Source organism: Leptothoe spongobia TAU-MAC 1115 (assembly GCF_018739885.1).
GTDB classification, from domain to species: Bacteria; Cyanobacteriota; Cyanobacteriia; order Phormidesmidales; family Phormidesmidaceae; genus Leptothoe; species Leptothoe spongobia.
The window spans coordinates 48,902-75,196 of sequence record NZ_JADOES010000015.1; the positions used below are offsets into that span (position 1 = coordinate 48,902).

26 protein-coding genes are annotated in these 26,295 nt (G+C 47.7%); 11 read left to right on the plus strand and 15 right to left on the minus strand.

What is annotated here, in order from left to right:
• Window positions 1–311: 311 nt before the first annotated feature.
• Window positions 312–1,109: a hypothetical protein gene (locus IXB50_RS09830; RefSeq protein ID WP_215608785.1), complete on the minus strand. Its 798-nt coding sequence runs from the start codon at window positions 1,107–1,109 to the stop codon at window positions 312–314.
• Window positions 1,110–1,253: 144 nt separating this feature from the next.
• Here IXB50_RS09830 and IXB50_RS22435 point away from each other — a divergent pair, with 144 nt between their 5' ends.
• Entirely contained in the window at window positions 1,254–1,997 is a 744-nt protein-coding gene (locus IXB50_RS22435) for a peptidoglycan-binding domain-containing protein (RefSeq protein ID WP_216867634.1), read from the plus strand.
• A gap of 54 nt (window positions 1,998–2,051) precedes the next feature.
• On the opposite strand, the gene IXB50_RS09840 is transcribed toward IXB50_RS22435, so the two are convergent.
• Both IXB50_RS09840 and hisF read right to left on the minus strand, forming a co-directional pair.
• Window positions 2,052–2,360 carry a hypothetical protein gene (locus tag IXB50_RS09840; RefSeq protein ID WP_215608836.1) on the minus strand — a complete coding sequence of 103 codons (309 nt, stop codon included), beginning with the start codon at window positions 2,358–2,360 and terminating at the stop codon, window positions 2,052–2,054.
• 159 nt (window positions 2,361–2,519) lie between these two features.
• Window positions 2,520–3,281: an imidazole glycerol phosphate synthase subunit HisF gene (hisF, locus tag IXB50_RS09845; RefSeq protein ID WP_215608833.1), complete on the minus strand. Its 762-nt coding sequence runs from the start codon at window positions 3,279–3,281 to the stop codon at window positions 2,520–2,522.
• A 171-nt stretch (window positions 3,282–3,452) separates the two neighbouring features.
• Between hisF and petP the strand changes: the two genes are divergently transcribed.
• From petP to psb35, 5 genes are all read left to right on the plus strand, one after another.
• Entirely contained in the window at window positions 3,453–3,647 is a 195-nt protein-coding gene (gene petP / locus IXB50_RS09850) for a cytochrome b6f subunit PetP (RefSeq protein WP_407658804.1), read from the plus strand.
• Between the two features lie 116 nt (window positions 3,648–3,763).
• Window positions 3,764–4,861 carry a Get3/ArsA fold putative tail anchor-mediating ATPase NosAFP gene (locus tag IXB50_RS09855; protein ID WP_215608787.1) on the plus strand — a complete coding sequence of 366 codons (1,098 nt, stop codon included), beginning with the start codon at window positions 3,764–3,766 and terminating at the stop codon, window positions 4,859–4,861.
• A gap of 35 nt (window positions 4,862–4,896) precedes the next feature.
• Window positions 4,897–5,922 (plus strand): chlorophyll synthase ChlG, encoded by a 1,026-nt coding sequence (chlG, locus tag IXB50_RS09860; protein ID WP_215608788.1) that lies wholly within the window; start codon window positions 4,897–4,899, stop codon window positions 5,920–5,922.
• A gap of 159 nt (window positions 5,923–6,081) precedes the next feature.
• Complete coding sequence (locus IXB50_RS09865; protein ID WP_215608789.1) at window positions 6,082–8,445, plus strand: transglycosylase domain-containing protein; 2,364 nt, start codon at window positions 6,082–6,084, stop codon at window positions 8,443–8,445.
• A gap of 83 nt (window positions 8,446–8,528) precedes the next feature.
• On the plus strand, window positions 8,529–8,738 hold the full coding sequence (psb35, locus tag IXB50_RS09870; protein WP_215608790.1) for a photosystem II assembly protein Psb35: 210 nt from the start codon (window positions 8,529–8,531) through the stop codon (window positions 8,736–8,738).
• A 14-nt stretch (window positions 8,739–8,752) separates the two neighbouring features.
• Here psb35 and IXB50_RS09875 read toward each other — a convergent pair whose 3' ends face one another.
• The 5 genes from IXB50_RS09875 to IXB50_RS09895 form a co-directional block, all read right to left on the minus strand.
• Window positions 8,753–8,953, minus strand: a complete 201-nt coding sequence (locus IXB50_RS09875) for a hypothetical protein (RefSeq protein ID WP_215608791.1) — start codon at window positions 8,951–8,953, stop codon at window positions 8,753–8,755.
• 282 nt (window positions 8,954–9,235) lie between these two features.
• Entirely contained in the window at window positions 9,236–10,045 is an 810-nt protein-coding gene (locus tag IXB50_RS09880; protein ID WP_215608792.1) for an ABC transporter permease, read from the minus strand.
• Complete coding sequence (locus tag IXB50_RS09885) at window positions 10,042–10,998, minus strand: ABC transporter permease (RefSeq protein ID WP_246564349.1); 957 nt, start codon at window positions 10,996–10,998, stop codon at window positions 10,042–10,044. Before IXB50_RS09885 ends, IXB50_RS09880 begins: the two co-directional genes overlap by 4 nt.
• Before the next feature lie 34 nt (window positions 10,999–11,032).
• Window positions 11,033–12,172, minus strand: a complete 1,140-nt coding sequence (locus IXB50_RS09890) for an ABC transporter substrate-binding protein (RefSeq protein WP_215608793.1) — start codon at window positions 12,170–12,172, stop codon at window positions 11,033–11,035.
• Between the two features lie 130 nt (window positions 12,173–12,302).
• Entirely contained in the window at window positions 12,303–13,433 is a 1,131-nt protein-coding gene (locus tag IXB50_RS09895) for an ABC transporter ATP-binding protein (protein WP_215608794.1), read from the minus strand.
• Between the two features lie 302 nt (window positions 13,434–13,735).
• Between IXB50_RS09895 and mrdA the strand changes: the two genes are divergently transcribed.
• Window positions 13,736–15,565: a penicillin-binding protein 2 gene (mrdA, locus tag IXB50_RS09900; RefSeq protein WP_215608795.1), complete on the plus strand. Its 1,830-nt coding sequence runs from the start codon at window positions 13,736–13,738 to the stop codon at window positions 15,563–15,565.
• 52 nt (window positions 15,566–15,617) lie between these two features.
• Here mrdA and pheT read toward each other — a convergent pair whose 3' ends face one another.
• Window positions 15,618–18,041 (minus strand): phenylalanine--tRNA ligase subunit beta, encoded by a 2,424-nt coding sequence (gene pheT, locus IXB50_RS09905; protein WP_215608796.1) that lies wholly within the window; start codon window positions 18,039–18,041, stop codon window positions 15,618–15,620.
• Between the two features lie 534 nt (window positions 18,042–18,575).
• Between pheT and IXB50_RS09910 the strand changes: the two genes are divergently transcribed.
• From IXB50_RS09910 to IXB50_RS09920, 3 genes are all read left to right on the plus strand, one after another.
• Window positions 18,576–20,189 (plus strand): serine/threonine-protein kinase, encoded by a 1,614-nt coding sequence (locus tag IXB50_RS09910; RefSeq protein WP_215608797.1) that lies wholly within the window; start codon window positions 18,576–18,578, stop codon window positions 20,187–20,189.
• A 95-nt stretch (window positions 20,190–20,284) separates the two neighbouring features.
• Complete coding sequence (locus IXB50_RS09915) at window positions 20,285–20,494, plus strand: hypothetical protein (protein WP_215608798.1); 210 nt, start codon at window positions 20,285–20,287, stop codon at window positions 20,492–20,494.
• Window positions 20,495–20,679: 185 nt separating this feature from the next.
• Window positions 20,680–21,141: a hypothetical protein gene (locus tag IXB50_RS09920; protein WP_215608799.1), complete on the plus strand. Its 462-nt coding sequence runs from the start codon at window positions 20,680–20,682 to the stop codon at window positions 21,139–21,141.
• 269 nt (window positions 21,142–21,410) lie between these two features.
• Here the strand turns inward: IXB50_RS09920 and IXB50_RS09925 are convergent, their stop codons facing one another.
• The 3 genes from IXB50_RS09925 to IXB50_RS09935 form a co-directional block, all read right to left on the minus strand.
• Window positions 21,411–21,548 carry a photosystem II reaction center protein K gene (locus IXB50_RS09925; RefSeq protein WP_006517305.1) on the minus strand — a complete coding sequence of 46 codons (138 nt, stop codon included), beginning with the start codon at window positions 21,546–21,548 and terminating at the stop codon, window positions 21,411–21,413.
• A 92-nt stretch (window positions 21,549–21,640) separates the two neighbouring features.
• Complete coding sequence (gene tgt / locus IXB50_RS09930; RefSeq protein ID WP_215608800.1) at window positions 21,641–22,765, minus strand: tRNA guanosine(34) transglycosylase Tgt; 1,125 nt, start codon at window positions 22,763–22,765, stop codon at window positions 21,641–21,643.
• Window positions 22,766–22,833: 68 nt separating this feature from the next.
• The gene (locus tag IXB50_RS09935; protein ID WP_215608801.1) at window positions 22,834–23,289 is read right to left on the minus strand and encodes a hypothetical protein; all 456 of its coding nucleotides are present in this window, start codon (window positions 23,287–23,289) and stop codon (window positions 22,834–22,836) included.
• 288 nt (window positions 23,290–23,577) lie between these two features.
• Between IXB50_RS09935 and cobS the strand changes: the two genes are divergently transcribed.
• Window positions 23,578–24,363 carry an adenosylcobinamide-GDP ribazoletransferase gene (gene cobS, locus IXB50_RS09940; protein ID WP_215608802.1) on the plus strand — a complete coding sequence of 262 codons (786 nt, stop codon included), beginning with the start codon at window positions 23,578–23,580 and terminating at the stop codon, window positions 24,361–24,363.
• On the opposite strand, the gene cysK is transcribed toward cobS, so the two are convergent.
• The 3 genes from cysK to IXB50_RS09955 form a co-directional block, all read right to left on the minus strand.
• Window positions 24,346–25,311: a cysteine synthase A gene (gene cysK, locus IXB50_RS09945; RefSeq protein WP_215608803.1), complete on the minus strand. Its 966-nt coding sequence runs from the start codon at window positions 25,309–25,311 to the stop codon at window positions 24,346–24,348. The two genes, cobS and cysK, sit on opposite strands and share 18 nt — an antisense overlap.
• A 21-nt stretch (window positions 25,312–25,332) precedes the next feature.
• Complete coding sequence (locus IXB50_RS09950) at window positions 25,333–25,767, minus strand: RrF2 family transcriptional regulator (RefSeq protein WP_215608804.1); 435 nt, start codon at window positions 25,765–25,767, stop codon at window positions 25,333–25,335.
• Window positions 25,768–25,891: 124 nt separating this feature from the next.
• The gene (locus IXB50_RS09955) at window positions 25,892–26,236 is read right to left on the minus strand and encodes a (2Fe-2S) ferredoxin domain-containing protein (protein WP_215608805.1); all 345 of its coding nucleotides are present in this window, start codon (window positions 26,234–26,236) and stop codon (window positions 25,892–25,894) included.
• Window positions 26,237–26,295 lie beyond the last annotated feature (59 nt).

Genomic DNA, 26,295 nt, shown 5'->3' on the forward strand with positions numbered 1-26,295 from the left:
CGCTTTGGGGGAATAGGGCTAACTTACTAGGACGTTGGTCATACCCTTCTAGATTAGGTGTAGATGATTATCTATACATGTTCTAGAAGCGTCAACCTGAATCTCAGGATTCAGGACTAAAAAGTGACTGTTAACAACGCTGCACTCAGTCAGATTTGATAGTTGTCTGAGAAGAGGCTAAAGCAGTCGCTTTAGGTTAACATTCTCCTCATTCAAAACTTTTAACTCGTGATCAGCAAACAGCGTTTGAAGATGCTTAGCGTACCCATCTAATTATTATACCTAGCTCTATTTGAGAGGATGACCGGAGCTTACAAATCCAATGGTAATGTCTCAAAAGTATCTGAAATGCTTCTGATGCCAGCCCAGTCACGATAAATTTGCTCGGCTAGGTGGGTAATGGCCTGTCTAGAATCGGAGGATAACAATAGTAGCCAAGGAGTTGGGATGACTGATATTCCTCCCCATGCTCCTAGTAAACAGCCGATAATTGTGAGGGTCGGCTGGGACATTTTTTGACTGCCTAAAGCTAATGCCAGATTTTCGCGATAGTTCAGGCATTGCCACATACTGAGAGTGATAAGGCCCCATGGGCCATCAAGGGGGGGCATCTCACTGATGGCTGTCAATGATGGTGAGGATAACCCTTTCATCCACTGATTGACTTTGGTGCTGACCACTGCCGGATAGTGAATTTTTTGATGATGTAAATGCTTGCATAATAATTGCCCTGGATGCCGAGTATCTAAGGGACACTGCATCATCCACTCTAGACTGTCCCCTAGGACATAGAGCACTTCCATCGTATCGACATTATTGTTGGAGGTGCCGATAGAGGCCGATATTAGATGTTGAGCTAACCACTGATGTCGGAATGTGCCGTTGTCATGGTGGTATAACAGCCATGGCAACGCTGCTACGAGATGACTATTCGATCGTTGTAGGTCTGAGACTTGAGCCTTTGGGGTGTTAGTCTTCCATGACTGATAAAGTGTACTGTCGTTAATATTAGTAGGCCATCCAAATTGGTTGTTGCCGCCATAGTAATGTCCTATGTAACTTCCAACCAGGCTTCCTAGGAATCGATCGATGGTTGAAATGGCTACCATGGTTTCCTTGATTCACGGGGGTAGACTTTTGGAACAGTGTCTTGAGACCTCTAAACTGTAATGCCTACAAATATCAAGTTCTCTGGACGCAATAGACATGCTATGCCATCTTAATGGTTGGTTTGAACTGGGTATTGAGTAAAAATGCTCGATGTTCGTGCTCAAAAATTATGGTGTTTTTATCACATGGAACGTTGGGGCTTACATGCGATCGCTAATCTTTGGCTACTCGTAACGGTGTTAGGGGTTATGAAGACGCCTGTAGTAGCGGAAACGATTGCTGCATCTTTAGAACAAGCAGATAGCCTAAGTAATCAATCAACATTGCTTGCTCAGGCAGACGGTGTTTTAGTGCTGGGTGATTCAGGGGCTGCGGTTAAAGATGTGCAGGCCATGTTATCTCTGATGGGGTATTACTCCGGCGTAGTGGATGGTAACTATGGAGACGCCACTGCGGTGGCAGTAAGTCAATTTCAAACCGATGTTGGGCTAACTGCAGATGGTCTGGTAGGTCCTGCGACCTGGCAAAGATTACTACCGACACCGACCACACTTAATCAGCCCCAGACACCTAATCCTGTCGGTACTGCTGAACAGGAAGATCTTGGGGAGACGTCGAATTCGACGACTAGACCCAGTCCCGCACCGCCAGCAACTATTACTGCCTCCGGTACGGCTGGAGATTTGCCAGTGCTCAGGCTAGATGACTATGGTCCTGATGTCAGTACTTTGCAGCAAAGACTGGCAGCGCTTAACCTATATACTGGCTTAGTTGATGGGGTATTTGGATTACAAACTGCAGAAGCTGTCGAACAATTCCAACGTCAGGCCGGATTGGGTGTTGACGGTGTTGTGGGACCAGCAACATGGGCAGAGCTTTTGAAATAAAATCAGTACTCTTCACTTGCTTCATGCTGCTTAGGCTAGACCGATATCAAGAACTTAATCGTTGGGAAGGTTAGCGATATCGAAAGCAGCTACATCAGTTTCTAGGAACTGTGACGGGGAGCTTTGCTCGTCTAAAACGAGAAATCCTGAAGGGTATTGCTCTTGGAATAACAATTCATTTTGGTGAATGTAAACCATATAGTCACTCATCAGGAAGTAAACACCCACCATAGCCGCTGCAGAAGAAGCCACCAGAAAACCTGCCAGCATTAGGGAAAACTCCTGACTGACCAAGGCCCTATCCATAAGACGAAGGGCCCAAATAACTAAACCACTAACGATGGCTATGATTAAAAGCGTCATCGATAAAAATGTAAGAGCAGGCCTTAAAAAATGAGATCATCTTTTTACATATTGTAACAGAGCTATCATAAATGTGCCTGGCTCAGCAGAATTATTTTATGAAGGCAAAATGATGCCGCCAATCAGTCAAAATGCGAATCGTGAGGCCAAGTTATGGCCTTAGGGCCTAACAACTACATCTTGCTGTGTTAAATAAGATTTAATTTCGGCAACGGTGAGTTGCCCATAATGCAATAGGGAGGCGAGTAGGGCTGCCTCTGATTGACCGGTAGTCAAGGCATCATAGATATGCTCACAGGTGCCAGCGCCCCCTGAGGCAATAACTGGAACATTCACGGATGAAGCAATAGTGCGAGTCAGTTCTAAGTCGTATCCGGCTTTAGTGCCGTCAGCATCCATGCTGGTAATCAAGAGTTCACCGGCACCACGGTTGACGACATCCTGTGCCCAGATAACGGCATCTAGACCTGTATTTTCTCGGCCACCGCGTACAAATACATCCCAGCCAGAGGCGTCGGGACGACGCTTGGCATCAATCGCGACAACAATGCACTGACTACCAAAACGCTGACTGGCTTCTTGGATAAAGTGAGGATTTCGTACGGCACCAGAGTTGATGCTGACTTTATCTGCGCCAGCGCGTAAAAGCTTTTTGATGGTGTCTACAGAATTAACACCACCGCCGACTGTGAGGGGAATAAACACCTGCTCAGCGGTTCGATGCACAACATCAAATATGATGCTGCGATCTTCATGGGTAGCTGTGATATCTAGGAAAACTAGCTCATCTGCTCCAGCTTGATTGTAGGCTTGTGCCAGCTCAACCGGGTCACCAGCATCTTGGAGCTCTACGAAATTAATTCCTTTTACAACGCGCCCTGCTTTGACATCCAGACAGGGCAAAATTCGCTTCGCCAGCATAGGTATTTCGTAGGGATAGGCTACAGACATCGGGAATATTGGCTGGTTTGGCTCCAGCAACAGTTTTTTAGGATAGCTTACAAAGCGCAAGACACTGATAAACTGAGGGTTGGTTTTAATTCTTAATATTCAGTAGTTTTATTTCAGAGAGGAGGGTCTTAGGGCATGGCTTTGGATATCGGGCAAAAGGTGAAAGTTGTACGGGTAAGAGATCGAGTGTCTGATAGCGTTGCCAAGCGTCTAGGACAGGAGGGTACGGTTACCCAGTTCAAGATGGTGGATGGCAGTGGTGTTGGTGTTGTTGTGGAGTTCTCAGATCAGTTTTCTAGCTGGTTCTTTGAGGATGAGCTGAAGCAAACTGCTTAGGCAGCATACTGCCTGAAGTTTTTATTGCTTATTTCTTGTTAGGGGTACCCCTGTTATGGGGTGCCCTTTGCTGAGATTAGTGGTCAATAGAGTACTGATTTTTTTGATAGTCACTGATGGCTTTAATTCTTACGTTTTTAGGTAAAGGGGGGAGCGGGCGTTCAACTTGCGCGATAGCAACCGCTAAAAAGCTATCGGCCCAGGGGCAGCGGGTATTATTGGTGACCGAAGATGCGGGTCCTGGTTTTTCTATGGTGCTAGGGCATGAGGTGTTATCTGCACCAACATCAATTTCCAGTAATTTATGGTGTTGTCAACTGCAGTTTGCTCAACTGTTGGAGCAAAATTGGGAGCAGTTAAAAAAATTAGAAGCTGAATACTTGCGCGATCCCTTTTTTAAGGCAGTGTACGGTCAAGAACTCAGTTTGCTACCAGGTATGGACCAGGCCCTGTCGCTGAACGCGCTGCGAGAATATGACATCAGTGGTGATTATGATGTCATCGTGCATGATGGCTCTGGCGATCAGGCGAGTTTACGGATGTGGGGGATGCCAGCTGGGATTGATTGGTATTTTCGACGTTTTAAGCAAGTATTTCAGGCATCCCAGTTTTCTAAGGCTGTTATGCCCTTTGTTCAGCCGATTGCTGGTGCAGTACTCAGTGGTGGCCGAGGGTTTTCTGGTGATCTCTTTGATCAGCCGGAAGTCCAGGAAAGCACTAGCTTTGTGGGTCAGGGTGTGGCTGCGGTCAAAGACCCGATGAGGGTAAGGGCTTATTTGGTATCTAGTGGGGATGAGGTTGCGATCGCAACTGCCCGATATCTTTGGGGAGCGGCCCAGCAAATTGAAATGACCGTAGCAGGTGTTTTTCTTAACCGAATCACGGACAATACTAAGCAGGACTTTGATCCACTGCCCGTGTACTCGCTACCTTCATACACCGGTGATTGGCAAGCTCAGATGAAAGTACTGCCAGATTATCTAACGATTCCAGCGGTTCCAGCCCCATTGGATATTGATTTGACAGCCAATACAGTACGGTTATTTTTACCCAGCTTTGATAAAAAACAGATTCAGCTGACTCAGTATGGACCAGAGGTCACGATTGAGGCTGGGGACCAACGTCGCAATTTAATCCTACCCAAGCCTTTAAAGGGACGTTCTGTAACCGGGGCTAAATTTCAAGCTGGTTATCTGATTCTGTCGTTTGGTTAGTTCTTGCCTGTTTATCTCTATTAACTGTGATGCCCATGGCTGAAAATCCCTCTTCCGCTAACTCCACTCCTGCTGATGTAACAACCGATGCTCAGGAAGCATCAGAGGGGTCTAAGGCACGTCAGCTCTTGGGTATGAAAGGAGCTGTTGATGGCGAAACCTCTGTCTGGAAAATTCGCCTGCAGTTGATGAAGCCCATTACCTGGATTCCGTTAATTTGGGGGGTGCTTTGCGGAGCAGCCTCCTCTGGTCATTTTGTCTGGAGTGTTGACCATGTCCTAGCGGCATTAGCCTGTATGTTAATGGCTGGTCCTTTGCTGACCGGCTATACCCAGACTATCAACGACTATTACGATCGCGAACTGGATGCTATTAATGAACCCTATCGACCAATTCCGTCGGGAGCCATCGGTTTGGGGCAGGTTCAGGTGCAAATCTGGGTGTTGTTGCTAGGTGGTATTACGGTTTCCTACGGTTTAGATCGCTGGGCCAATCACACATTCCCTATTCTGATGGCATTGGCTATTGGGGGTTCCATTGTGTCCTATATCTATTCTGCGCCTCCCCTCAAGCTAAAACAAAATGGCTGGTTGGGGAACTATGCTCTTGGAGCTAGCTATATTGCATTGCCCTGGTGGGCTGGGCATGCGCTCTTTGGTCAGCTTAATGTCACCGTCATAATTTTGACATTGCTCTACAGCATGGCTGGTTTAGGTATTGCAGTGGTGAATGATTTTAAGAGTGTGGAAGGGGATGAAGCTCTGGGTCTAAAATCATTACCTGTGATGTTTGGAGTCGGTACGGCAGCTTGGATCTGCGTTCTGATGATCGATATATTTCAGGCTGGAATGGCCGCCTATCTTATAGCGATCCACAAAAACCTGTATGCGGTTTTACTGATCTTGATGATTATTCCGCAAATAACCTTTCAGGACATGTATTTTTTACGTGATCCACTGGCTAACGATGTGAAATATCAGGCCAGTGCTCAGCCTTTTCTCGTTATTGGTATGTTGATTTTAGGGCTAGCGCTAGGTCATACCGATTATTTGGTGAGTTAGGTCAGATTCTGATAGCCTTTTTGGAGATATATCAAGATATATCAATTGAGCTTTGTAGAAATTTCAGGTGTAGGCACCTATCACACTTATCCAGCGAACTGGCTTTTGTCAGCGAGTTCACCATTTTTAGATCGATAGGTTCAGTAGGGTTTCTTTAACGTGGCTAATTGGATTGGTAAAGTCAAAAATAGTGAGGCTAAGGGGCAGCCATCTGAAGTAAACCCTAGACAGGGAGTTCAACAGAGGCAGCCTAAGCCAATTTATAAGAGCTTTTTGTTTTGGCTCGCTCTGCTGGTAGGGGCTGGTGTTGCTGGTCCTGTAACCCGTGGTTATCGTTTTTGGCGAGAGGCGGCTGCAAATCTGCCTAATGTATCCGATGCCTTGACGTTTGAGCGTACAGGAACGATCACGATCAAAGCTGACAATGATACTGTTCTGCAAAAGATTGGACCTGCAACCCAGGAATATCTTGAATATGATGATATTCCAGACACTCTAATTCAAGGCTTTATTGCGTCAGAGGATCGACGCTTTTATGAGCATAAGGGCATTGACTATAAGGGCATTGCCCGAGCGATGTATTCCAATCTGCGAAATCGTGAACTGGTGGAAGGAGCCAGTACGATTACACAGCAAGTGGCCAGGATTGTATTCTTGGATCAAGATCGTAGTTTTCAACGCAAGTTTCGTGAAGCTCTGCTGGCTAATAAACTAGAAGAAGAACTTGGCAAGGAGAAAATCTTAGAGCGTTATTTGAATTTGGTATACCTGGGTGCTGGAGCCTATGGTGTAGCGGATGCTGCCTGGATTTATTTTGGTAAGTCAGTTGAAGAGCTGACGGTTTCAGAAATTGCCTTAATTGCAGGTATGGCTCCGGCCCCTAGCCTGTATTCTCCTCTAGTTAATGAAGACGCGGCTCGAGAGCAGCGGGATAAGGTGATTAGCCGGATGTTGGAGAATGGCGTCATTTCTCAGGCTCAAGCGACTACGGCTTATCGGAGTGATGTGGCGACTACGCCTAATGAGCCAAAGTTTCTCTACAGTGAATTTCCCTACTTTACTATCTATGTGCAAAAGCAGTTGCCGCAGTTGATTTCTGCAGATGAAATTGAAGCTGGTGGTCTGATTGTGGAGACCAGCTTAAAGCCAAAATGGCAGCGGGCGGCGGAATCCACCCTTGAGAATGTGTTAGAGGATTACGGTAGTTGGCAACGGTTTGAGCAGGGCTCAATTGTGGCGCTCAATCCTAAGACAGGTCAGGTTCATGCCATGGTGGGGGGGACCGATTTTGAAGAGAGCCAATTTAATCGGGTTACCCAAGCCCAGCGACAGCCGGGGTCAACGTTTAAAGCGTTTGTATATAGCACTGCGATCGCAAGTGGTACCTCCCCCTACAGGGGCTATGTTGATGCTCGCTATGTTGTTGATGGATATGAGCCCAAAAACTATGGCAATGGCTACAGCGGTAACGTAGAACTTAGACGGGCCTTATCCTCGTCGATCAATATTGTGGCAGTGAAGGTGCTGGTCGAAGTAGGGTTTGAACCCGTTATCGCCATGGCCAAGCGTATGGGTATCAAGTCAGATTTACTGCCTGCCTATTCTCTGGCATTAGGATCGTCAGAGGTCAATCTTTTAGAGTTGACCAGTGCTTATGGTTCCTTTGCTGCTAAAGGTAAGCATGTGGAGGCCCATGGTATTAAACGCATTACTAATCGGTCCGGTGAAGTCCTGTATGAGTTTAAAGATGAGCCAGAACAGGCCATTGATGAAGACTCTGCTGCAATTATGGCTTGGATGATGCGTAGTGTTGTAGAGGGGGGGACCGGTAGCAATGCCTATCTGAATGATCGTCAAGTAGCTGGTAAAACCGGCACGTCTGAGAAAAATCGAGACATGTGGTTTATCGGCTTTACACCTCAGCTAGTCGTGGGTGTTTGGTTTGGTAACGATGATAGTAGTCCTACCCGAGGAGCCAGTAGTACTGCGGCCTATGCTTGGCGCAAATTTGTGTCACAGTTTATTGAGGAGCTGCCAGTAGAAAAATTTCCAGATCTACCTCGTCTGTCTGGTCGCAAGGGTTCAATTAAAGCAAAACCTGTCAAACCCGGTAAGGTTGTTGCTGATAAGGCGAGTGGCAGTAGCTCTTCTCAACCAGCACCTCAGCAAAGTTCACCACCTCCACAACGGCGTTCAGAACCTCAACCAGCGGCACCAGAAGCCTCACCTGCTCCTGCACCAGCCACTCCGAGACAATCACAGCCAAGTCCTTCAGCTCCGGCTCCAGTAGCTCCGGCCCCGACTCCTCCAGTAGCAGCTCCGGCTCCTTCAACTCCGGCCCCGGCTCCCGTGGACCCAGCTATTCCTGAGCCGGTAGCCCCCGCTCCGGTAGCAGCTCCTGAGCCAGTAGCTCCCGCTCCAGTAGCTCCTGAGCCAGTAGCTCCCGCTCCAGTAGCTCCGGCTCCGGCCCCCGCTCCGGCTCCGGCCCCCGCTCCGCTGGATACGGGTGCGTCTGCAGAGTAAGATGTAAAAGATTAAGATAAGTTACAGCTCATTCTCATAAATGGGAATCGAGTGAGTATTTTCGCAACAAGGACAAGTCCTCTATGGTATTGGCATTCGGGGAAGTTGGTGCATCGGGGATCCCCATGTACTATTTTCAGCTAGTTTATGTGGTTGGCTTTATTGCCGCTATTGGTATTGGCTCTCTTGCTTGGTACAACTCCAAGCGACCACCCGGTTGGGAAGATGCGGCCCGCCCTGATTTTATCCCCGATATAGAACCACAAGAGGCTGATAGCCAATCAGAGGACTAAGATTAGGTTGTCAGTTAGTCGATCACTCTTAGGCGGCCTTGATTAATCGCCTCAAAAATTTCTTGTACCCATGCCTGCTCTTGGCTGTTGAGGTTACTTTTACCTAAGAGCGATTGCATTAGCATACGCTGGGTTTCACGATTGATCCGACGGCGGTTTAAGATGGTTCTCATTAGACTCTCTAGGGATTGAGTCGCGGTTTGGCCGTTTAGCATGGCACTTACTCCAGGGACAACTACAGGAAGTTAGCCATAAAGTCATTTCAGAGATCTTTTATGTCTATACCTAATATGCTGTCTGGGTAAAGCTTTTGCCGTGATTTTAAGGCCTCAAAAATGTGATCTTTGGCACGTTTTTTCGTGATTTAGTCTAGTTTCGATGAGAGGATATTCTCTTCTTATTGTTGGGTTTGAACAAATCTCTGCCTGCCATACCATCATTCAACTAGCCGGATGTTAGCGATAATGTTCGGCTTTTTGAGTATTTGTGCTGTAGCCTCAGATGCGATCGCTTTTGCATCGAAAATATTCAGAGAGAGCAGCGATTAAACCTGACGCTAATATCAATAAGACGCTAAGGGCATTGATATCAGGTTTGATGCCAGTTTTAACCCGACTGAAAATCTCAATCGGTAGAGGATTGGCACCGCCCGCTGTAAAGCTGGAAATCAGTAAGTCATCCATGCTCAAAACAAATGCTAACAAACAGCCTGAAAGAATAGCTGGAGTGAGTTGAGGAATGAGGACTTTGAGCAGTGCCTGGGTGGGGGTAGCTCCTAGATCTAATGCAGCCTCTTCCAAATTGGGATCTAAACCTTGGAGACGACTAGACACCACAATAGCGATATAGGCTAAGCAGAAGACCATATGGGCTGCGATGGCTGTCCACAAACTTAGGGGGATAGCGACTGAGGCTAGAAAGACTAGGGTGGCTACTGCGATCGCAATATCTGGAATAATCAGCGGCAAGTAGGAAATCCCTACATAGAGCGACTTTCCTGGAAACCGATATTTGGATAGACCCACGGCCATCAAAGTGCCAAGTATTGAGGAAATCGCAACGGCACACAGGGCAATTTTGAGGCTGTCTCCTAGGGCAAAAAACAGACGCTCATCACCCATTAGCTTGCGGTACCAAGTCAGGCTAAACCCTTTCCAGATCGCCCCATACCTAGACTCATTAAAGCTATATACCCCCAAAATAATGATGGGAATGTACATAAAACTGTACATGAGTATGGTCAACAGGGCCTGCCAGGAGGGACGGCGATTCTGGTGATTGGTATTGGCAGCGACGGCAGGTTTCATGAATAAATCTCAGGGTTGCGATCTCCATATTTGAGTAGAAGTGCGATCGCTAAACTCACCATTAAAATCAGTACCATACTCAAGGCAGAACCAAATCCCCAGTTACGTGCTACACCCAAAAATTGGTTATAGATCAATCGGGAAATTGTCATGCTGCTAGGACCACCGAGCAATGTAGGAACTACAAAATCTCCAAGGCTAGTGACAAAGACCAGCAGACACCCCGCTGCAATACCTGGCAATGTTTGCGGCACTGTTACCCGCCAAAACGCAATCTGTGGGTTAGCCCCCAAATCTGCCGCCGCTTCCAACAGCTTTAAATCCAAACGTTCCAGCGAGGCATATAAAATCAGCACCATATAAGGCAAGAAGCTATAAGTCATGCCGATATAGACTGCCCAGGGTGTGTTCATCAGGGATTGGGTAGGTAACCCTAAGGCACCTAGGACCAAATTGATCACCCCCGAAGAACGTAATAGGGTGATCCAAGCGTAGGTACGCAGTAATGAAGATGTCCACAGCGGTAAGATGAACAGCACCAGCAGCAAATTTCGCCAGCGTTTGGGAGCCATCAGGGCTAACCAGTAGGCCACTGGAAAGCCCAAGAGTAAACAGAGTAACGTCGTACCCGTGGCAAAGGTGGCTGAGCGTTGTAAAACCTGTAAATAGGTAGGTTCTAATATTCTCAGGTAGTTGAGTAGACCATAGCCCGCAATCGGTTGACCCGGTTTTAGTCCCGGTACCAGACTCAACTCAGTAATGAGCAACATGGGCAGCACCATCAAGAGTAAGAGCCAAATCCCGGCAGGTCCTAGTAAGCCTATGGGCCTGGCCAAGTTACTCAACCAGCGCCAAATCAGGTCAAAAATTGCCTGAAGCCAATTGACGACTAGCGCAAGTAGCTTCTTAGGTTTCTGCTCTGCTTTGATCCTGTCGAATCCCGAGTTTTTCATGGGCTGATACTCTTAATCGGCACGAAAAGGAGGATCAGGCGCTAGTGACTTTGGTCCAGTACTCATCGTAGAGAGCGTTGGCTTCGCCTACAGGAGCAATCCCTTCACATTTGGCTAGCAGATCCTCAGGGGGGAATAGGTTCTTATTGTCTAGTAATTCCTGGGATAGCATCGTCATGGCTTCACCGTTAGGTGTGGCAAAGAATAGACGCTCTACCGTTTCTTGGGAGACTTTAGGCTGGAGGTTGAAGTTGATCCATTCGTAAGCAGCATCCACATTTGGTGCAGACGTTGGGATCACCATGGTATCAGTCCATACTGAGGAGCCACTTTCTGGAATCACATACTTGAATGTAGGATTTTCGAGACTGACTGGAATACCTTCCACTGAGTAAACCATGGAGAGGAGGAGGTCGCCACTCAGTAGCTCATCTTGCCAACCAAAGGACTTAAAGGAGGCTAGGTTGGGTTTGAGGTCTAGGAGCTTCTGATAAGCTTCCTCTAATTCTGTAGGGTCAGTCGCGTTGTAAGAATAGCCGAGGGAGCTTAGAACAGCACCCATGGTTTCACGGACGTCGTCGAGCAGAGTCATTTTGCGTGACAACACATCACTGTTGTCCCACAAGTAGTTCCAATCGGTGGGAGGTGTGGTCAGTATTTCGGAATTGTAGAGTAGACCGGTGGTGCCCCAGCTGTAGGGGATACTGTGGGAGTTTTCAGGGTCGTATACGGGGCTTTTCCACTTCTCTCGAATTTTATCTAAGCCGATCAGGCGTGACTTATCTAACTTGGCCAGCATATCTAGACCGATCATCTCTGTAACCATGTAGTCCGACGGATAGATCAGGCTGTAGTTAGCCCCTCCACCGGCCTGCATCTTGGCCAACATGGTTTCATTCGAATCATAGACATCGATTTTGACATCAATGCCAGTGGCTTCGGTGAACTGTGCGGCGAGCTCATCGTCGGTGTAGTCAGCCCATGTGTAAATGTGTAACGCGCCAGATGCTTCGGCTGAGGCGGTGGAGCTATCAGCGGGCTCAGGTTCGGTCTCACCAATGGTACGACGGCAGTTTGACAGCCCCATGACTGCCATAGTGGCAGCGGAGCCCTGTAAGAAATGGCGACGGGATGTACGCGAAAGCAGCGAGCTGCGAGATAGTCGGCGGGGCACAGTCTTTCTCCTCTAAGCAAACACCATAGATACTTTAAAACCACTTCCTGACCTGAGGCCATTGGGAAATAGGAATTTGTTTTGCGATTTTTTGAGATCAGTTTTAATCAGGAACGTAAAATAACGCTGTCTAGGAGGGAGGGTTATGGGCAACTAGAACCTGACAATCGACGGCAGCCCATGATACATAAACTGATTCTCCTGGTTGATACCGCATATGGTTGGGTTGAAGCACGCGTAACTGCTCCCCCGTGGCTAATTCAATAATGCAATGAATGTGGGGACCTGTATACAGAATGTGTTTAACTTCTCCGGGATAACAATTGTTGTGGTTAGCCGGTTTTTTGGCATCAGTCTGGGTACTGAGATGAATTTTCTCAGGCCGAATACTGACATCGATGTCGGTAATATCATTGTGATCCGTTGGTGGCAGGGAGACTTGGAGGCCACTCTCGGTAGCTAATAGAGGGCAGGTTTCTGCGGCCAAAAACTGTCCAGATAGCAGATTGGTATCGCCAATAAAATCAGCTACAAAGGCTGTGGCTGGATGTTCATAAATTTCATTGGGGGAGCCTACCTGTTCGATCCGACCATCTTTCATGACGGCAATGCGGTCAGATAGGGATAGTGCTTCTTCTTGGTCATGGGTCACCATGATGAAAGTAATGCCAAGACGCTGGTGTAGGTTCGAGAGTTCTACTTGCATTTGTTTGCGCAGCTTGAGATCCAGAGCTCCTAGAGGTTCATCCAACAGCATGACCGCTGGGCGATTAACGAGGGCTCGAGCCAAGGCAACACGCTGTCTTTGTCCACCGGATAATTGGTTTGGGTAGCGTTTGGCGAAGCTTTCCATCTGGACTAAGGTGAGGGCTTCGCCGACGCGTTGGCGAAGGTCGGACTTAGGGATTTTTCGAATCTTGAGACCAAAGGCTACGTTGTCCCAGACTGACATATGGTTAAACAAGGCATAGCTTTGGAAGACCGTGTTGACCGAACGACGATGGGCTGGGATTCCATTCATGGACTTTCCCTGAATTGTCAACTCTCCTGAGGTGAGTGTTTCAAATCCGGCAATCATTCGCAGGGTGGTGGTTTTGCCGCATCCAGAGGGACCCAATATGCTGAAAAATTCACCCTGTCGAATTTTTAAATTTAACCCTTGAACGGCTATATCCTCTCCAAAGGCTTTGATGACGTCTCGAAGTTCTACATCCAATGCCGCTGCTGTATCTACCATGGGTGGAGAGATGGTTTGAGCCATAGGATGCAATCCTCTTGATTGGTTCATTTGCATCATTTTACGGGGAGGTGCTCCAAATCCCAATTCCTCAGTATGCTGCTGGAGTTTAGCCTGAAGGGCTAGACTGATATCTAAAGTTTGGGTTTTACACCTAAAAACTTATTTATTTTTTATGAACTCAAGAGTTTGTAATTACTGAACGTTTGAGTTATAGGCGTAGTTTGATGGACATGATGTGATTATTATCCCCACTGTTCTTTCTGGCTACCCATTTCGATTCTCAATCTTTTTTCAAAATCTAGGCAACTTGCTTACCGTCAATCATGGCCTTTCTGCACTATCCCTCAGCAAATGTTGAAAAAAAGGGAGGACGTACGGTTGGTCGGCAATACCAATCGGTGATCATGATGATTTTTCTGTCCCTGGTGATGCTAGGGGGCATTGGTAGCCGATTATTTTATTTGCAGTTGGTAGAAGGCGATCGTAACCGCAAGCTGGCTGAAGAAAATCGGATTTTGCTGCTGCCGCGTCGACCCGCTCGGGGCACGATGTTTGACCGCAAGGGCAAGATTTTGGCGGGGAGTCGGTTGTCTCATTCCGTATCTATCTGGCCGATTGCCTTGCCGGTGGAGCAGCGTGATCAGGTGGTCAAACGATTGGCAAAGCTATTGGAAATTCCGGAAGATGAGATCCAGCAGCGGATTGAGTCGGCCGGCTATGAGTCTACTCAGTCGATTGCGATCGCACGTGGCCTGAGCCCTGCTCAAACCACAGCTTTGGCTGAGTATGCGTCAGAACTACCCGGTGTGCGAGTAGAGGCAGAAGCTATTCGCAGTTATCCCAATGGTGATCTGGCTGCCCACGTCATTGGTTACACAGGGGAAATTGACGAAGAAGAATATGACACCTTAGCCGATAGTAGTCAGGATTATCGGTTGGGAGACATCATTGGCAAAATGGGCTCCGAAAAGTCCTTTGAGTCCTTGCTAAGGGGCGTTTGGGGGGGACAGCAGGTTGAGGTTGATAGTGCTGGGAATGTTCTCAGCATTCTGGGTGAAAAGCCTCCAGAGTCTGGTCAAAATATTCGTCTTACCATTGATCTAGAGCTGCAGAAAGTGGCTGAGAAAGCTCTAGGGGACAAAATTGGTGCCATTGTGGCGATGGATCCTAGAGATGGTGCCATTCTGGCTATGGTGAGTCGTCCCACATTTGATCCCAATATCTTTTCCACACGCATTACCCAGGCACAGTGGGAGCAGCTCAACAGTCGTGGCAACCCATTTTTGAACCGTTCTCTGCAAGCTTATCCCCCTGCTAGTACCTTTAAGATCATCACGACCACGGCGGGGATCGAATCAGGTACGTTTCCGGCCAATACGGTATTGCCTACGTTCCCCAATATCAATGCTGGGGGTATTGTCTTTTGGGATTGGAATAATGCTGGATTTGGTCCCCTGGGTTTTGATGGGGCATTGCAGTGGAGTAGCGATACATTTTTCTACCAGGTGGGCATGAGGATGGGGCATAAACCCATCATCAAGTGGATGCGGAAGTATGGTTTTGGGGCAAAAACCGGGATTGAACTAGTGACGGAAGAATCGACGGGATTGGTGCCCGATGATGCCTGGAAACAGGAGATCTTTGAAGAGGAATGGTATCTCGGCGATACCATCAACATGACCATTGGTCAGGGGTATATGCAGGTTACTCCACTCCAAACAGCCGTTATGTTTGCCGTTGCGGCTAATGGTGGTTACCGAGTGAAGCCCCATCTCCTGCTTGATGGAGCCGAATCCCAACAGTGGAAAACTTCCTTGGGGATGCGGCCTGACACGATCGAGGTCATTCAACGGGGGTTGCGTAAGGTTGTAACCAGCGGTACGGGGACTCGTCTCAATGTCCCTACCATTCCCAATGCTGCTGGTAAAAGTGGTACAGCAGAGGCCCCACCCTACGAAAACCACACTTGGTTTGGAGCCTATGCTCCTTTTGAGAAGCCTGAAGTACTCGTAGTGGCTTTTGGTGAGCACTCAGGGGGCGGTGGTGGTTCCTTTGCAGCACCGATGGTGAAACAGGTGATGGAAGCCTATTTTAATGGGCCGTCAGAGAAAGATAAGGAAAAGTCTAAGCAGCCAAAGCAGTCGGCTGGATAGGTTAGGTGCGTTTATTGTCGGGGCGTTACAGGCAATGCCCCGACAATACGACCTAGCTGCGAAGGCTGACCTTGAATTTTTTCTCTAGGGCTGCGCGGATTTTATTTTGTAGAGGATCGATATCTTGATCAGTAAGAGTTCTATCGTTGGCGCGATAGAACATGCGGAAGGCTAGACTGCGCTGTCCTTCAGGGACGCCTTTACCTTTGTACTCGTCAAACAAAGTGACAGCTTCTAAGAGCTGGCCGCCTGTACGGGAAATGAGTTTTTCTAGGTCTGCGACCGGGATGTTGACTGGAGCATAAAATGCAATATCGCGGTCAGAGCCGGGATAAGTGGAGTAGCTCTTGAACTTAGGGGCGCGGAATCGGTTGCTAACAAGGCAGGTCGCGATCGCATCCCAGTTAAGCTCAAAGACATAAACTTCTGTAGGTAAATCTCGCTCTTGTCGTAGACGTGGATGTAGCTGCCCAAAAGTACCTAGGCGAGTTCTACCTCTTACCCACAGAGATGCTGTACGCCCAGGATGAAGGCGTTCATCTTCGCTCTCGGGTCGATAATCAACCTCAAGACCCACCTGGCAAAATACTGTTTCCAGGATGCCTTTGGCCTCGTACCAGGTCATAGGGGTTGTGGCTCCACTCCACTGGCCTTGAGCGGCATTGCCACCTAGAATGCCACCGATGCGCTCATATTCATTGAGTTGGCCATCTTCATTGGCAAACACATGACCAATCTCAAAGGCATTGAGAGGTCCGTTACCTTGTTCCAAGTTAAATTGAAACCCATCAATTAATCCTGACAGGAGATCTGAGCGGAGGGCAGAGTATTCAGTAAATAATGGATTTTCGAGCACTACCCGTTCCGGTGCAGGATTAGTCAGGGAGTAGTGCAAAACCTCAGTAAGTCCTGCTCCACGGAGAGCATTTCGTAATTGTCGAGCTAGAGCTGCTTCAGGAGAAAGCTGCCCACGGGATGTTTGTTGGGGTAGAGTATTGGCAAATCGGTTGTAGCCAAACAGACGGGCAACCTCTTCTATTAGATCGATTTCCCTTTCTAGATCTCGGTATCGATAGGCTGGCACCGTTACTGCCCATACGCCCTCGCTTTCAGATGCCAAGGTACATCCCAATCGAGTTAGGGTATCTTCTACATCAGCTGAACTGAGAGCCGTCATGGTGCCATCGTCAGTTATGTAGTTGCCTAAAATATGTTGTACTCTTGCCAGACGGAGGCTGATTGTGCGTGTTGGTGTGATTTTCCCGACCTCGGTCCGTTCATCTTGCTGGTAAGTGACCTTGGCATCAGCTAGCTCCACCATTAGCTGAATCGCTCGATTAGCAGCCAGTTCCAACTCAGCTGGATTGACGCCTCGCTCATAGCGAGCTGAGGCTTCAGTCCGTAAGCCTTGACTACGGGCCGAACGCCGAATCACAGCTGCATCAAAGAAAGCAGCTTCTAAAAAGACATTTTGAGTATCGTCATGAACTTCGGAATCTGCTCCCCCCATAACGCCTGCTAGAGCTACGGGGACATCATTAGCTGTAATTACTAATGTCTGTTCCTTGATCTGACGTTCCTGACTGTCTAGGGTTTTGAGAGTTTCGTTTGGTTTGCCAAAGCGGACGCTGACCGTTGTACTTGTTTCTGGGCTCAATCGATCAAGATCAAATGCATGCAGCGGTTGCCCCCATTCCAGCAGTACATAATTAGTAATATCGACCACACTATTAATGGAGCGTGTGCCTGAGGCTTCTAAACGCTGCTTGAGCCAGGCTGGGGAAGAGCCGATTTTGATGTCCTCTAGAACAGTGCCGATGTAGATGGGACAGGCTTTGGGGGCTGACAGTGCAACTTCAACCTTCTGGTTGTGATCAGTCGGAACCCTCATCTCTTGAATGGGTAATGTCAGCTCTGCTCCTGTAATGGCGGCAACTTCGCGCGCAATGCCCACCATACTCAGAGCATCGGCTCGATTGGCTGTCGAAGATAAATCTAAGATAGTGTCATCCAATCCCAACAAGGGACGCACATCTTGTCCCACCTCTAGGTCACGATGTTCAAAAATGTGAATACCATCAGCATCCTTGGCTAATCCAAGTTCTGCCAACGAACAAATCATGCCTGCAGAAGGTACACCGCGAATCTTTCGGGGCTTGATCTTTAAGTCCACTTGAGGCAAATAAGTATTGACCTGAGCAACTGCCACAAAAATATCTGCTTTTACATTGGCGGCACCACAAACAATCGTGGACGGCTCAGCTTCACCGATATCTACTGTACATACGCTTAGTTTGTCAGCATTAGGGTGAGGCTTGCGGTCAATAACCTTGCCCACTACAACACCATCAGCCCAACTGTGGCGTTCCTCAATATCTTCAACTTCAAACCCAGCCATGGTTAAGGCATCACCAATGGCCTCAGGCGTTAACTGTGGATCGACAAATTCTTTGAGCCAGTTGACAGAAATGCGCATGGAGCCTGATTTGAAAGGGTATTGATTGCAGTAGACCGAAATTATTCTATCGTTGAAGCTCCGCTTTACTCCGTCTGTTTCATGGCCTAGTGGACGTCAGGGGTAATCATCTCTTATGAATCACCAAAAGCGGGCTAAGCGCTTTATTCTAAAAGCACCAGTTCTGAAATTGCCACTGGTATCCCAAACAATTGGATTAAGATAATAGACATAATAAAAAGGCTTACCTGGACTAATCGGCTAAGCATTGTTGCTATACCGATGTTTGCTTTCTGTTGACGCCAGGTTCGAGGGAATATTTAAAATTGAGATGGAATAAAATTAAGCTATTAAAAGAATTTCACTTATTCCATTACTAATGACTGATGGTTGCGAATTGCGAAGTAATTAGAAATTACTGGAGCAAATTCCAATCGCTTTCATTCTTATGGATCGATGGTAGAGGCTCGTTCCCTGCCTAATTGTTTTGAAATGTCGTGCCATAGTTCAACCTAGCCCCAGTCATACATGTATGAGCAGGGTGGCTAAAGCTACATGACCTACTGCATCAACTCAGAGTGTCCCAGTCCAAAAAATCCATCCACAGCGAGGCAGTGTCTAGCTTGTGGGGCGGAGCTTTTATTACGCGATCGATATCGTGTTAGTGGTGCGTTGGGGAAAGGGGGCTTTGGGACTACATTTCTAGCCCATGATGAAGGGCTGCCCGGTTGTCCTCCCTGCGTCATCAAGCAGCTCCAGCCAACGGCTGAAGCACCTCATGTCATGCAGATGGCTCGGGATTTATTTGCCCGAGAAGCCAAGATTTTAGGGAAAATTGGTAATCATCCCCAATTGCCGAGGCTATTAGATTACTTTGAAGCCCGCACTGATTTCTTTTTAGTCCAAGAATACATACATGGTTCTACCCTCCAAAAAGAAGTCAAAACCCGAGGTGCTTTTAGCGAAGCGGGCACCAAGCAGTTTTTGAGTGAAGTACTGCCAGTGATGCAGTATATTCATCGCAACCAAGTCATTCATCGGGATATCAAGCCAGCTAATCTGATTCGTCGGGACGCGGATAAGCGCCTAGTTTTGATTGACTTTGGTGCAGTCAAGGATAAGGTCAATCCAGTTAAAGCGAGTGAAGAATCGGGACATACTGCCTTAACTGCTTATGCTGTTGGGACACCTGGCTATGCTCCACCCGAGCAAATGGCTATGCGGCCAGTCTATGCCAGTGATATCTATGCCATTGGGGTGACCTGTCTCTACTTGTTGACGGCAAAGTCTCCGAAGGAAATGTCCTATGATCCCCAGTCTGGCGAAATCCTCTGGCAGGAGCATGTGAAGGTCAGTGATCATTTTGCTGGTGTGCTCAGCAAAATGCTAGAAATTTCAGTCCGGCACCGATATAGCTCGGCTGATGCAATCTTGCGTGACCTTGATTTAGAGCCCTATCTGGCTAGCCTGGCTGGAAATATGGTGATTCCAACGACTGCTCCTAAGGATGTTGAACCTACGAGTCAGCCGTCATTTAACAGTGACGAGACGGCGGCGATTTTGGGGTTAGATGATTCCCAAGCAGGGGCTTCACCATCAGCTCGTATGGCAGCAGCTATTCGAGCACGTAGAGAACGACGTCAAAATACGAAGCCTTCCCCAGTAGCACCACGCCGCTCCTCAAGTAATTTACTGTCCAGTAGTTCTAGCCAGTCAGGACCATTTTCGGGTCAGGGTAAAAAAATTACACCTGAAGCTGTGCAAAAAGCCTATGGGCGAGGTCATCGAGATTTTTCATTACAGCCCCTGGCTCGGCTCAACTTACAGCGCATGGTGCTTAATGGCGCTAGTTTTGCAGGGGCTCAGCTGACGGATTGCAATTTACAAGCAGCTGATCTTGCCAATGCAAATTTGAGCAAGGCTGATTTACGTCAATGTAATTTGAAAAATGCCAAGCTAGCCAACGCCTATATGGGAGAGGCCAATCTGGAAAATGCTGACCTGCGAGGTGCTAATCTAAGCCGTTCTAATTTGGCAGGCGCTAACCTCAAAGGAGTGAACTTATGTGGTGCAGATTTAACCGGTGCCAATCTTACAGATAGCCAGTTAGCGACCACTAAAACTAATTGGTCTACGATCTATCCCAATGGACGTCGGGGCTTACGTTAATTTCTTAGGTGAAGAAGATTGGTGCCTATTGACCGCCGATTTTTCCTGAGCCGCGTTAGGATATCTAAGATGATTTGTGACAGTCTGTTAAATCTATGTTTCTCGATGAGCTAACACCCATTGTGCAGGAAATTTTCGGGCAGCCTGTTGCCTTTTTCGGTGGATTTGCATCTGGTCTGCTCAAGCTCGATCTCGCTGATGATCCTGTAAAAAGCTGGTTGGAAAATCAAGGTGCTGATGTTCCTGGCCAGAGCGATGACGATGACAATGCCGGTAAAGGACCACAAACAATTTCAATTGATTAATTTAGATAATGGAGCAGCTATTCATTTCATTAATAGCTGCTTGACTCTATAGATTGTCTGAGCAAGAGTTGCCAAACATTACAGCTCATAGGTTTTTATGACGGATTCATGCTCAGTTATTTACTATTGTCTCTAGAACGTTAGCATTAGAGTCAGTAAAGCTATCTAGAGCGTTTTGGGCCATTATGACTATTTCTTCTGTACCAACTGCGTTATCAGCCAGTGACTACGTAATTGTTGGTTTAGCCCACTGCTTTACAAAGCAAGACGGGAATGTGGTTCCGGTCACAGTTATAGAACCTATCCCTTCTGCTTATTTTGAGGCACTGATGAAAGGAGTACCTACGTCCTATCAAATGCTTTGTAGCCTCACATTGGGGCAACTCTTAGACGATGACCGGCCAACTGCGAATCATTTGCCTGCGGATGCTAAAGGAGCTCAGTTCTGTGAAGATTTTGTCGAAAGAACGATGGCTGCTGCGCGAACCTATCAGACTAGAACGAATATTCAAGAAACTCTGCCTTGTGGACAGACGTTTTCAGATATAAATTTTTCTACTGAGAAGAAACGCATCTTGAATGCATCCCATAAGGTGACTGCCGAAGACAATGTAAAACAGCATAAATATACTCACATGACTCTTTGAACCCTGTGAGTAATTTCTCCAATCATAGTTTTGCTCTTTCCTTGTCTGATAATATTGCATCCATTTAATCAACAATGACATGAGAGCTTTTAGACTCTTCTGTCATTGTTGATTGAGTAGTCTTTGAAGACCGAAAAAGTAACCGCGCCTATGAAACAGTTCATAGACGCGGTTGCTTGATGAAATACTCTCAATCAAATGCAAGTGACTGATTATGTCAGTCGCAAACTTGATCTTCCTAATTACGTCAGCTATACATAAAAGCTGCCTTAACGAAAGCCGACAGATGCTTGCCAAACAAAGGCTAGCAACAAGAAAAAGATTGGCAGAATAGGCAAAATATCTACCAATGGAGCAAATGCTTGATAAGCTTCGGGGAGTTTAGCTAACAGTAGGACCGCGTCCATGAAAACCTCTCTACGTTGGCGACAGTTTGCTTAATAATTGACTCACATCTTAACATGTTGCGGTGCCAAGCTAAGATTTGTTCATCGGCTTCCTAACCGTTATTTTTAGAGGGCTTTAGCCACTCATGAAATTTTTCGACAAACTGATTTTGTAAAATTGCTTTACGAATGGACTGAGTAAACCGAATCAGCTCAGTGATGTTATGGATGGACAGAAGCGTGTATGCCAGTATTTCATGGGCGTGAATGAGATGGCATAGATAAGCGCGGGTAAAGTTTTTGCATGTGTAGCAGGGACAGCTCTCATCTAGGGGAGTGAGATCTCGACGAAACTGATTGTTTTTTAAGTTCCATCGTTCGCCTTGTACCAATGCTGCTCCGTGGCGAGCAAAGCGAGTGGGAATAACACAGTCAAATAGATCCATGCCTGCGGCAATAGCTTGAGCCATTTCGCGGTAAGTCCCTACACCCATCAGGTAGCGAGGTTTGTCCGGTGGTAGTAGAGGTGTGGTTGCCTGCACGATTTTTTCAATCAGCTCTGGAGGTTCACCAACGCTTACACCCCCAATGGCATATCCCGGTAAGTCGAGCTGTACAAGCTGCTCGGCGGCTGCTTGGCGTAGATCAAGATGCACACCGCCTTGAACGATGCCAAATAAGGCTTGGTCAGTCCGCTGATGTGCCTCTATACAACGCTTTAGCCAGCGGTAGGTGCGTTGGGTGGCTGCTGCAACGGCATCTCGATCAGCTGGGTAGGGTGGGCATTCATCAAATGCCATAATCACATCGGCTCCCAATTGATTTTGGATGCGGATGGATGCTTCGGGAGGCATATGGATGATGCGACCATCGCGGGGTGAGCGAAACGTTGCCCCCTCTTCGGCGATAGTGCGAATTTTACTCAGACTGAAAACCTGAAAACCACCGGAGTCGGTCAGCATAGGCCCAGACCAACCCATAAATTTGTGGAGTCCACCTGCTGCTGCGATTAAATCTTCACCTGGCTGCAGATGTAGGTGGTAAGTGTTGGCCAGCACCATCTCGGCTCCTGTGTCATATAGCTGCGCAGGAGTTACAGTTTTTACATTTGCCAGGGTACCCACGGGCATAAAACGTGGAGTATGGACGGGGCCATGGGGGGTATGAAAAGTTCCTGCTCTAGCTTTGGTATGAGAGCAAGAGGCATGATGCTCGAAAGAAAAATGGTCAATAGCCAACAGTTATTGCTGTCCTCAATGTGCCGTTGTGAGCAACCGTACTAGATTGGAGACAACAGGTACAAGGACTAGCTGGCAAAATTATTATTGTCGTCGTCCAAGCAAGCATCCCATCGAGCAGTTAAGGCTTCTGCCAGCATTGCTTCTAGGGTAGCGTCGTTGATATTACAGGTGTTTCGCTCGGTAAGGGGATTAGACAAGGGCAGAATCCTTAAGCGACGATTGTCCTGGATGAGATCAAAGTAGGCTTGTTTATCATCCACTTGACCCATTTCCATGTAATCAAAGCTGGTGACATTTAGATAAAGGCTGCGATTGGCTACCAAGGTGGCCTGTTGAGGATCGCTAAAGACTTCGACTATGTACCCTTCGCCTTCTCTGAGTACTTGATCTTCCTGATTGTGGATATACCGGACTCGTCCCAAATGCTGTAGGATGCGCAGCATATCCTTTTTATTGATAACTGTGCCAGTATCGACAAGGCAGGGGGCTGGTAAAGAAGTTGTTGACGGTTGATAACTCATAGCGGGGTCGGTAGATGGGCTTTTGTGGTTAGCATGGGCCCGTAAAACACCGAGGTTTTTAACAATCTATACTCAAGATAGATGAAATCTGATTATTTGGAACGCCAAAGGCAAAAATAATCTGCTTTTTGGCTTGGGCTCTATCCTTATGTCTTTACATTATTTCAGCGAATTCTTGTGCTGCCTTCAGCCAGAATACTGAACATTGATTTTTGCCCATGGAATTTTATTGTTTTGATGGGCATACTTAATGGCTTAACATAAGTGCCGGTAAGCTTTAAGAGTTTTATGAGGCGATGGTGGGATGCGGTTTGGCGGGCTGCTCATCAGCAGTGGGCGTTATTTAATGGAGCAGTATTGTTTTATACCTGTTTGCCCTTGCCCGCTCACTGGCCAATGCGGTTTGAGCCGATTGCGTTAATTGTTCCTGTGATTGGTTTGGGGCTGGGGGGGATATTGACCGTCGTTGACCTGCTACTGAGTCTCGGGTTACCCCTCTTGTTGCGCAGTACTTTAGTCGTTTTGATAGGGGTGTGGCTCACCGGTGGTCTGCATTTAGATGGTGCTATGGATACGGCAGATGGGTTAGCTGTCCAAGATAATCAGCAACGTTTAGCAGTGATGGTTGATAGTCATGCAGGGGCCTTTGCAGTGATGGCTGCGATCGCAATCCTCCTGCTCAAAGTCTCTGCTCTAGCTGCTATTCCCCACGAACGTTGGTTTGCACTCCTATCCGCAGCTGCATGGGGGCGTTGGGGGCAGCAATGGGCCATTGGCCGTTATCCCTATCTCAAGCCAGCCGGTAAAGGAGCCTTTCATAAGCGGGCGATCTCGTCTCTCTGGCAGACATTGCCTTGTGCTGTGCTGCTGGTTGGAGCAACTACGCTAGCCATGAGCTTGGGATGGATTCCGTGGCGCTCTGGGTTGGTGGCAGTTGCCTTTGGTAGTAGCGCTTCATGGTTGATTGCAGCTTGGCTTAACCGTAGACTAGGCGGTCATACTGGCGATACCTATGGAGCGGTTGTGGAATGGGTGGAAGTCTCGGTATTAGTAGGTTTAGCGTTGGTTTACTGATGCTGAGGTCAGTGATGGATCCTGAAATAGAGGTGTGCTGAGATAACGCTCACCAAAGCTAGGCTGGATCACAACGATTAATTTACCTGCGTTTTCAGAGCGACGACCGACTTCAATGGCCGCGCAGAGGGCCGCACCGCTAGAAATACCAGACAGGATACCTTCTTCTTTGGCGAGGCGACGACCAAATGAGATCGCATCATCATCAGTGACCGCGATCACCTCATCGATCAGCTTCACCTGTAGGACTTCTGGGACAAAGCCAGCCCCAATACCTTGAATTTTGTGAGGACCTGGTTTGCCACCAATGAGCACCTGACTATTGGCCGGTTCGACAGCAATCGTTTGAAACTCAGACTTACGACGTTTAAGAACATCGCTAACGCCCGTAATCGTGCCACCTGTACCGACGCCAGCAACGAGGAAATCTACTTTGCCGTCAGTATCTTGCCAGATTTCTTCTGCTGTTGTGTGGCGATGCATGTCTGGATTCGCTGGATTACGAAACTGCTGCAGCATATAGGCATCGGGCGTAGATTCTACAATTTGTTGAGCCCGCTGGATGCAGCCTGCCATCCCCTCATTGCCAGGAGTCAACTCCAACTCAGCACCATAGGCCCGCAACATCGCTCGACGCTCAGCACTCATGGTTTCTGGCATGGTCAGGATCAGCCGATATCCCTTGGCTGCCGATGTCATCGCTAAGGCTATGCCTGTATTCCCAGATGTGGGTTCTACCAGGGTGGTCTTTCCAGGATGGATCTGGCCAGCAGCTTCTGCGGTGGCAATCATATTGACACCAATGCGGTCTTTGACCGAAGCAGAGGGATTCATGCCCTCAAGTTTAAGGACGATTTGTGCTAGGCAGCCCTCACTTTGAGGAATCTGATTCAGTTGTACTAATGGAGTGCGACCTACTAGTTCTGTAATATTTTGGGCGATTCGCATGGCTAACTATTCCCCGATGCACTAAATGTAATACATCAAATCAACCTGATGCTTGGCGTTACGTTGTTCTACCAAATCTTGCAGGGTATGGGCAGACAGCACCTCTTGGGCCGCTGCCTGTACGCTTTGCCACAAGCCCCGAACAACCTGACGCTCGGTGGTCAATACAGCATCGCCTGCATTGTCCTTCTTTTCTAGGCCTTCGATACAATTCACAATGTCTAGCAGCAATACATTCCAGGGTGCCTGAGCGAGTAAATAGCCTCCTTTTGCACCCCGTTGGCTTTTTACAAAGCCAGCTCGTCTGAGGGTGGCGAGTAACTGTTCTAGATAACGATCGGGAATATTTTGTTGTGAGGCGATTTGCCGAATTTGCACCGGCTCACCTTTATCGTAGTTGAGGCTCAGTTCTAACAGTGCCAGTAAAGCATATTCACTTTTGCAGGAGAGTTCCACGGCGCGGCGTAACTGCAACTCCTTTAGTATACTCCGGTTCTCCACTGGGGAATGGATATTTCACTCAGGTTTAGGACTAACCTGTTTTAGAGGATGGTCGGCACTGAATTTTCGTCAACCACATTTAAATGTCTTGCGCTTTGAGCCTTGCCAACAAACGGTTGTAGTCGGGATGAAAGCGAGGGTGCAAGAGTCTTTTCACGGGTTTGCCTTGACAAATATGTTGCTCCAAGATTTCGTCAATATCCTTGGGTTGAACTCGACAATACCAAACATTATCAGGGGCGACTCTGACGGTGGGTCCAGAGCCGCACTGACCCAGGCAAGAACTGGCTGCGACCATCAGCTCCGGACCAGCATGCTGTTTGAGTGCAGTGAGTACAGCGTCTGACTGGAAGCGTTGACAACTGCGATATTGACAAACTTGGATAAATTGGCGCTGTGGCTGGCTAGAAGGAAGTTCTCCCATGCGCAATGATGATTGTGGCTAAAAATAGCTTAGCTGCGGAATGACCATCATAGATGATC

Excerpts from the sequence above, each read along its gene's own strand:
- IXB50_RS09925 (WP_006517305.1), bottom strand. The coding sequence starts at position 21,548 with ATGGACGCGGTCCTACTGTTAGCTAAACTCCCCGAAGCTTATCAAGCA.
- cobS (WP_215608802.1), top strand. The coding sequence starts at position 23,578 with ATGAGGCGATGGTGGGATGCGGTTTGGCGGGCTGCTCATCAGCAGTGG.
- IXB50_RS22435 (WP_216867634.1), top strand. The coding sequence starts at position 1,254 with ATGCTCGATGTTCGTGCTCAAAAATTATGGTGTTTTTATCACATGGAA.
- IXB50_RS09855 (WP_215608787.1), top strand. The coding sequence starts at position 3,764 with ATGGCTTTAATTCTTACGTTTTTAGGTAAAGGGGGGAGCGGGCGTTCA.
- IXB50_RS09915 (WP_215608798.1), top strand. The coding sequence starts at position 20,285 with ATGTTTCTCGATGAGCTAACACCCATTGTGCAGGAAATTTTCGGGCAG.
- IXB50_RS09955 (WP_215608805.1), bottom strand. The coding sequence starts at position 26,236 with ATGGGAGAACTTCCTTCTAGCCAGCCACAGCGCCAATTTATCCAAGTT.
- IXB50_RS09840 (WP_215608836.1), bottom strand. The coding sequence starts at position 2,360 with ATGACGCTTTTAATCATAGCCATCGTTAGTGGTTTAGTTATTTGGGCC.
- hisF (WP_215608833.1), bottom strand. The coding sequence starts at position 3,281 with ATGCTGGCGAAGCGAATTTTGCCCTGTCTGGATGTCAAAGCAGGGCGC.
- IXB50_RS09875 (WP_215608791.1), bottom strand. The coding sequence starts at position 8,953 with ATGCTAAACGGCCAAACCGCGACTCAATCCCTAGAGAGTCTAATGAGA.
- psb35 (WP_215608790.1), top strand. The coding sequence starts at position 8,529 with ATGGTATTGGCATTCGGGGAAGTTGGTGCATCGGGGATCCCCATGTAC.
- cysK (WP_215608803.1), bottom strand. The coding sequence starts at position 25,311 with ATGCGAATCGCCCAAAATATTACAGAACTAGTAGGTCGCACTCCATTA.
- IXB50_RS09830 (WP_215608785.1), bottom strand. The coding sequence starts at position 1,109 with ATGGTAGCCATTTCAACCATCGATCGATTCCTAGGAAGCCTGGTTGGA.
- chlG (WP_215608788.1), top strand. The coding sequence starts at position 4,897 with ATGGCTGAAAATCCCTCTTCCGCTAACTCCACTCCTGCTGATGTAACA.
- IXB50_RS09920 (WP_215608799.1), top strand. The coding sequence starts at position 20,680 with ATGACTATTTCTTCTGTACCAACTGCGTTATCAGCCAGTGACTACGTA.
- IXB50_RS09880 (WP_215608792.1), bottom strand. The coding sequence starts at position 10,045 with ATGAAACCTGCCGTCGCTGCCAATACCAATCACCAGAATCGCCGTCCC.
- mrdA (WP_215608795.1), top strand. The coding sequence starts at position 13,736 with ATGGCCTTTCTGCACTATCCCTCAGCAAATGTTGAAAAAAAGGGAGGA.
- IXB50_RS09885 (WP_246564349.1), bottom strand. The coding sequence starts at position 10,998 with ATGAAAAACTCGGGATTCGACAGGATCAAAGCAGAGCAGAAACCTAAG.
- IXB50_RS09935 (WP_215608801.1), bottom strand. The coding sequence starts at position 23,289 with ATGAGTTATCAACCGTCAACAACTTCTTTACCAGCCCCCTGCCTTGTC.
- pheT (WP_215608796.1), bottom strand. The coding sequence starts at position 18,041 with ATGCGCATTTCTGTCAACTGGCTCAAAGAATTTGTCGATCCACAGTTA.
- IXB50_RS09910 (WP_215608797.1), top strand. The coding sequence starts at position 18,576 with ATGACCTACTGCATCAACTCAGAGTGTCCCAGTCCAAAAAATCCATCC.
- IXB50_RS09895 (WP_215608794.1), bottom strand. The coding sequence starts at position 13,433 with ATGGCTCAAACCATCTCTCCACCCATGGTAGATACAGCAGCGGCATTG.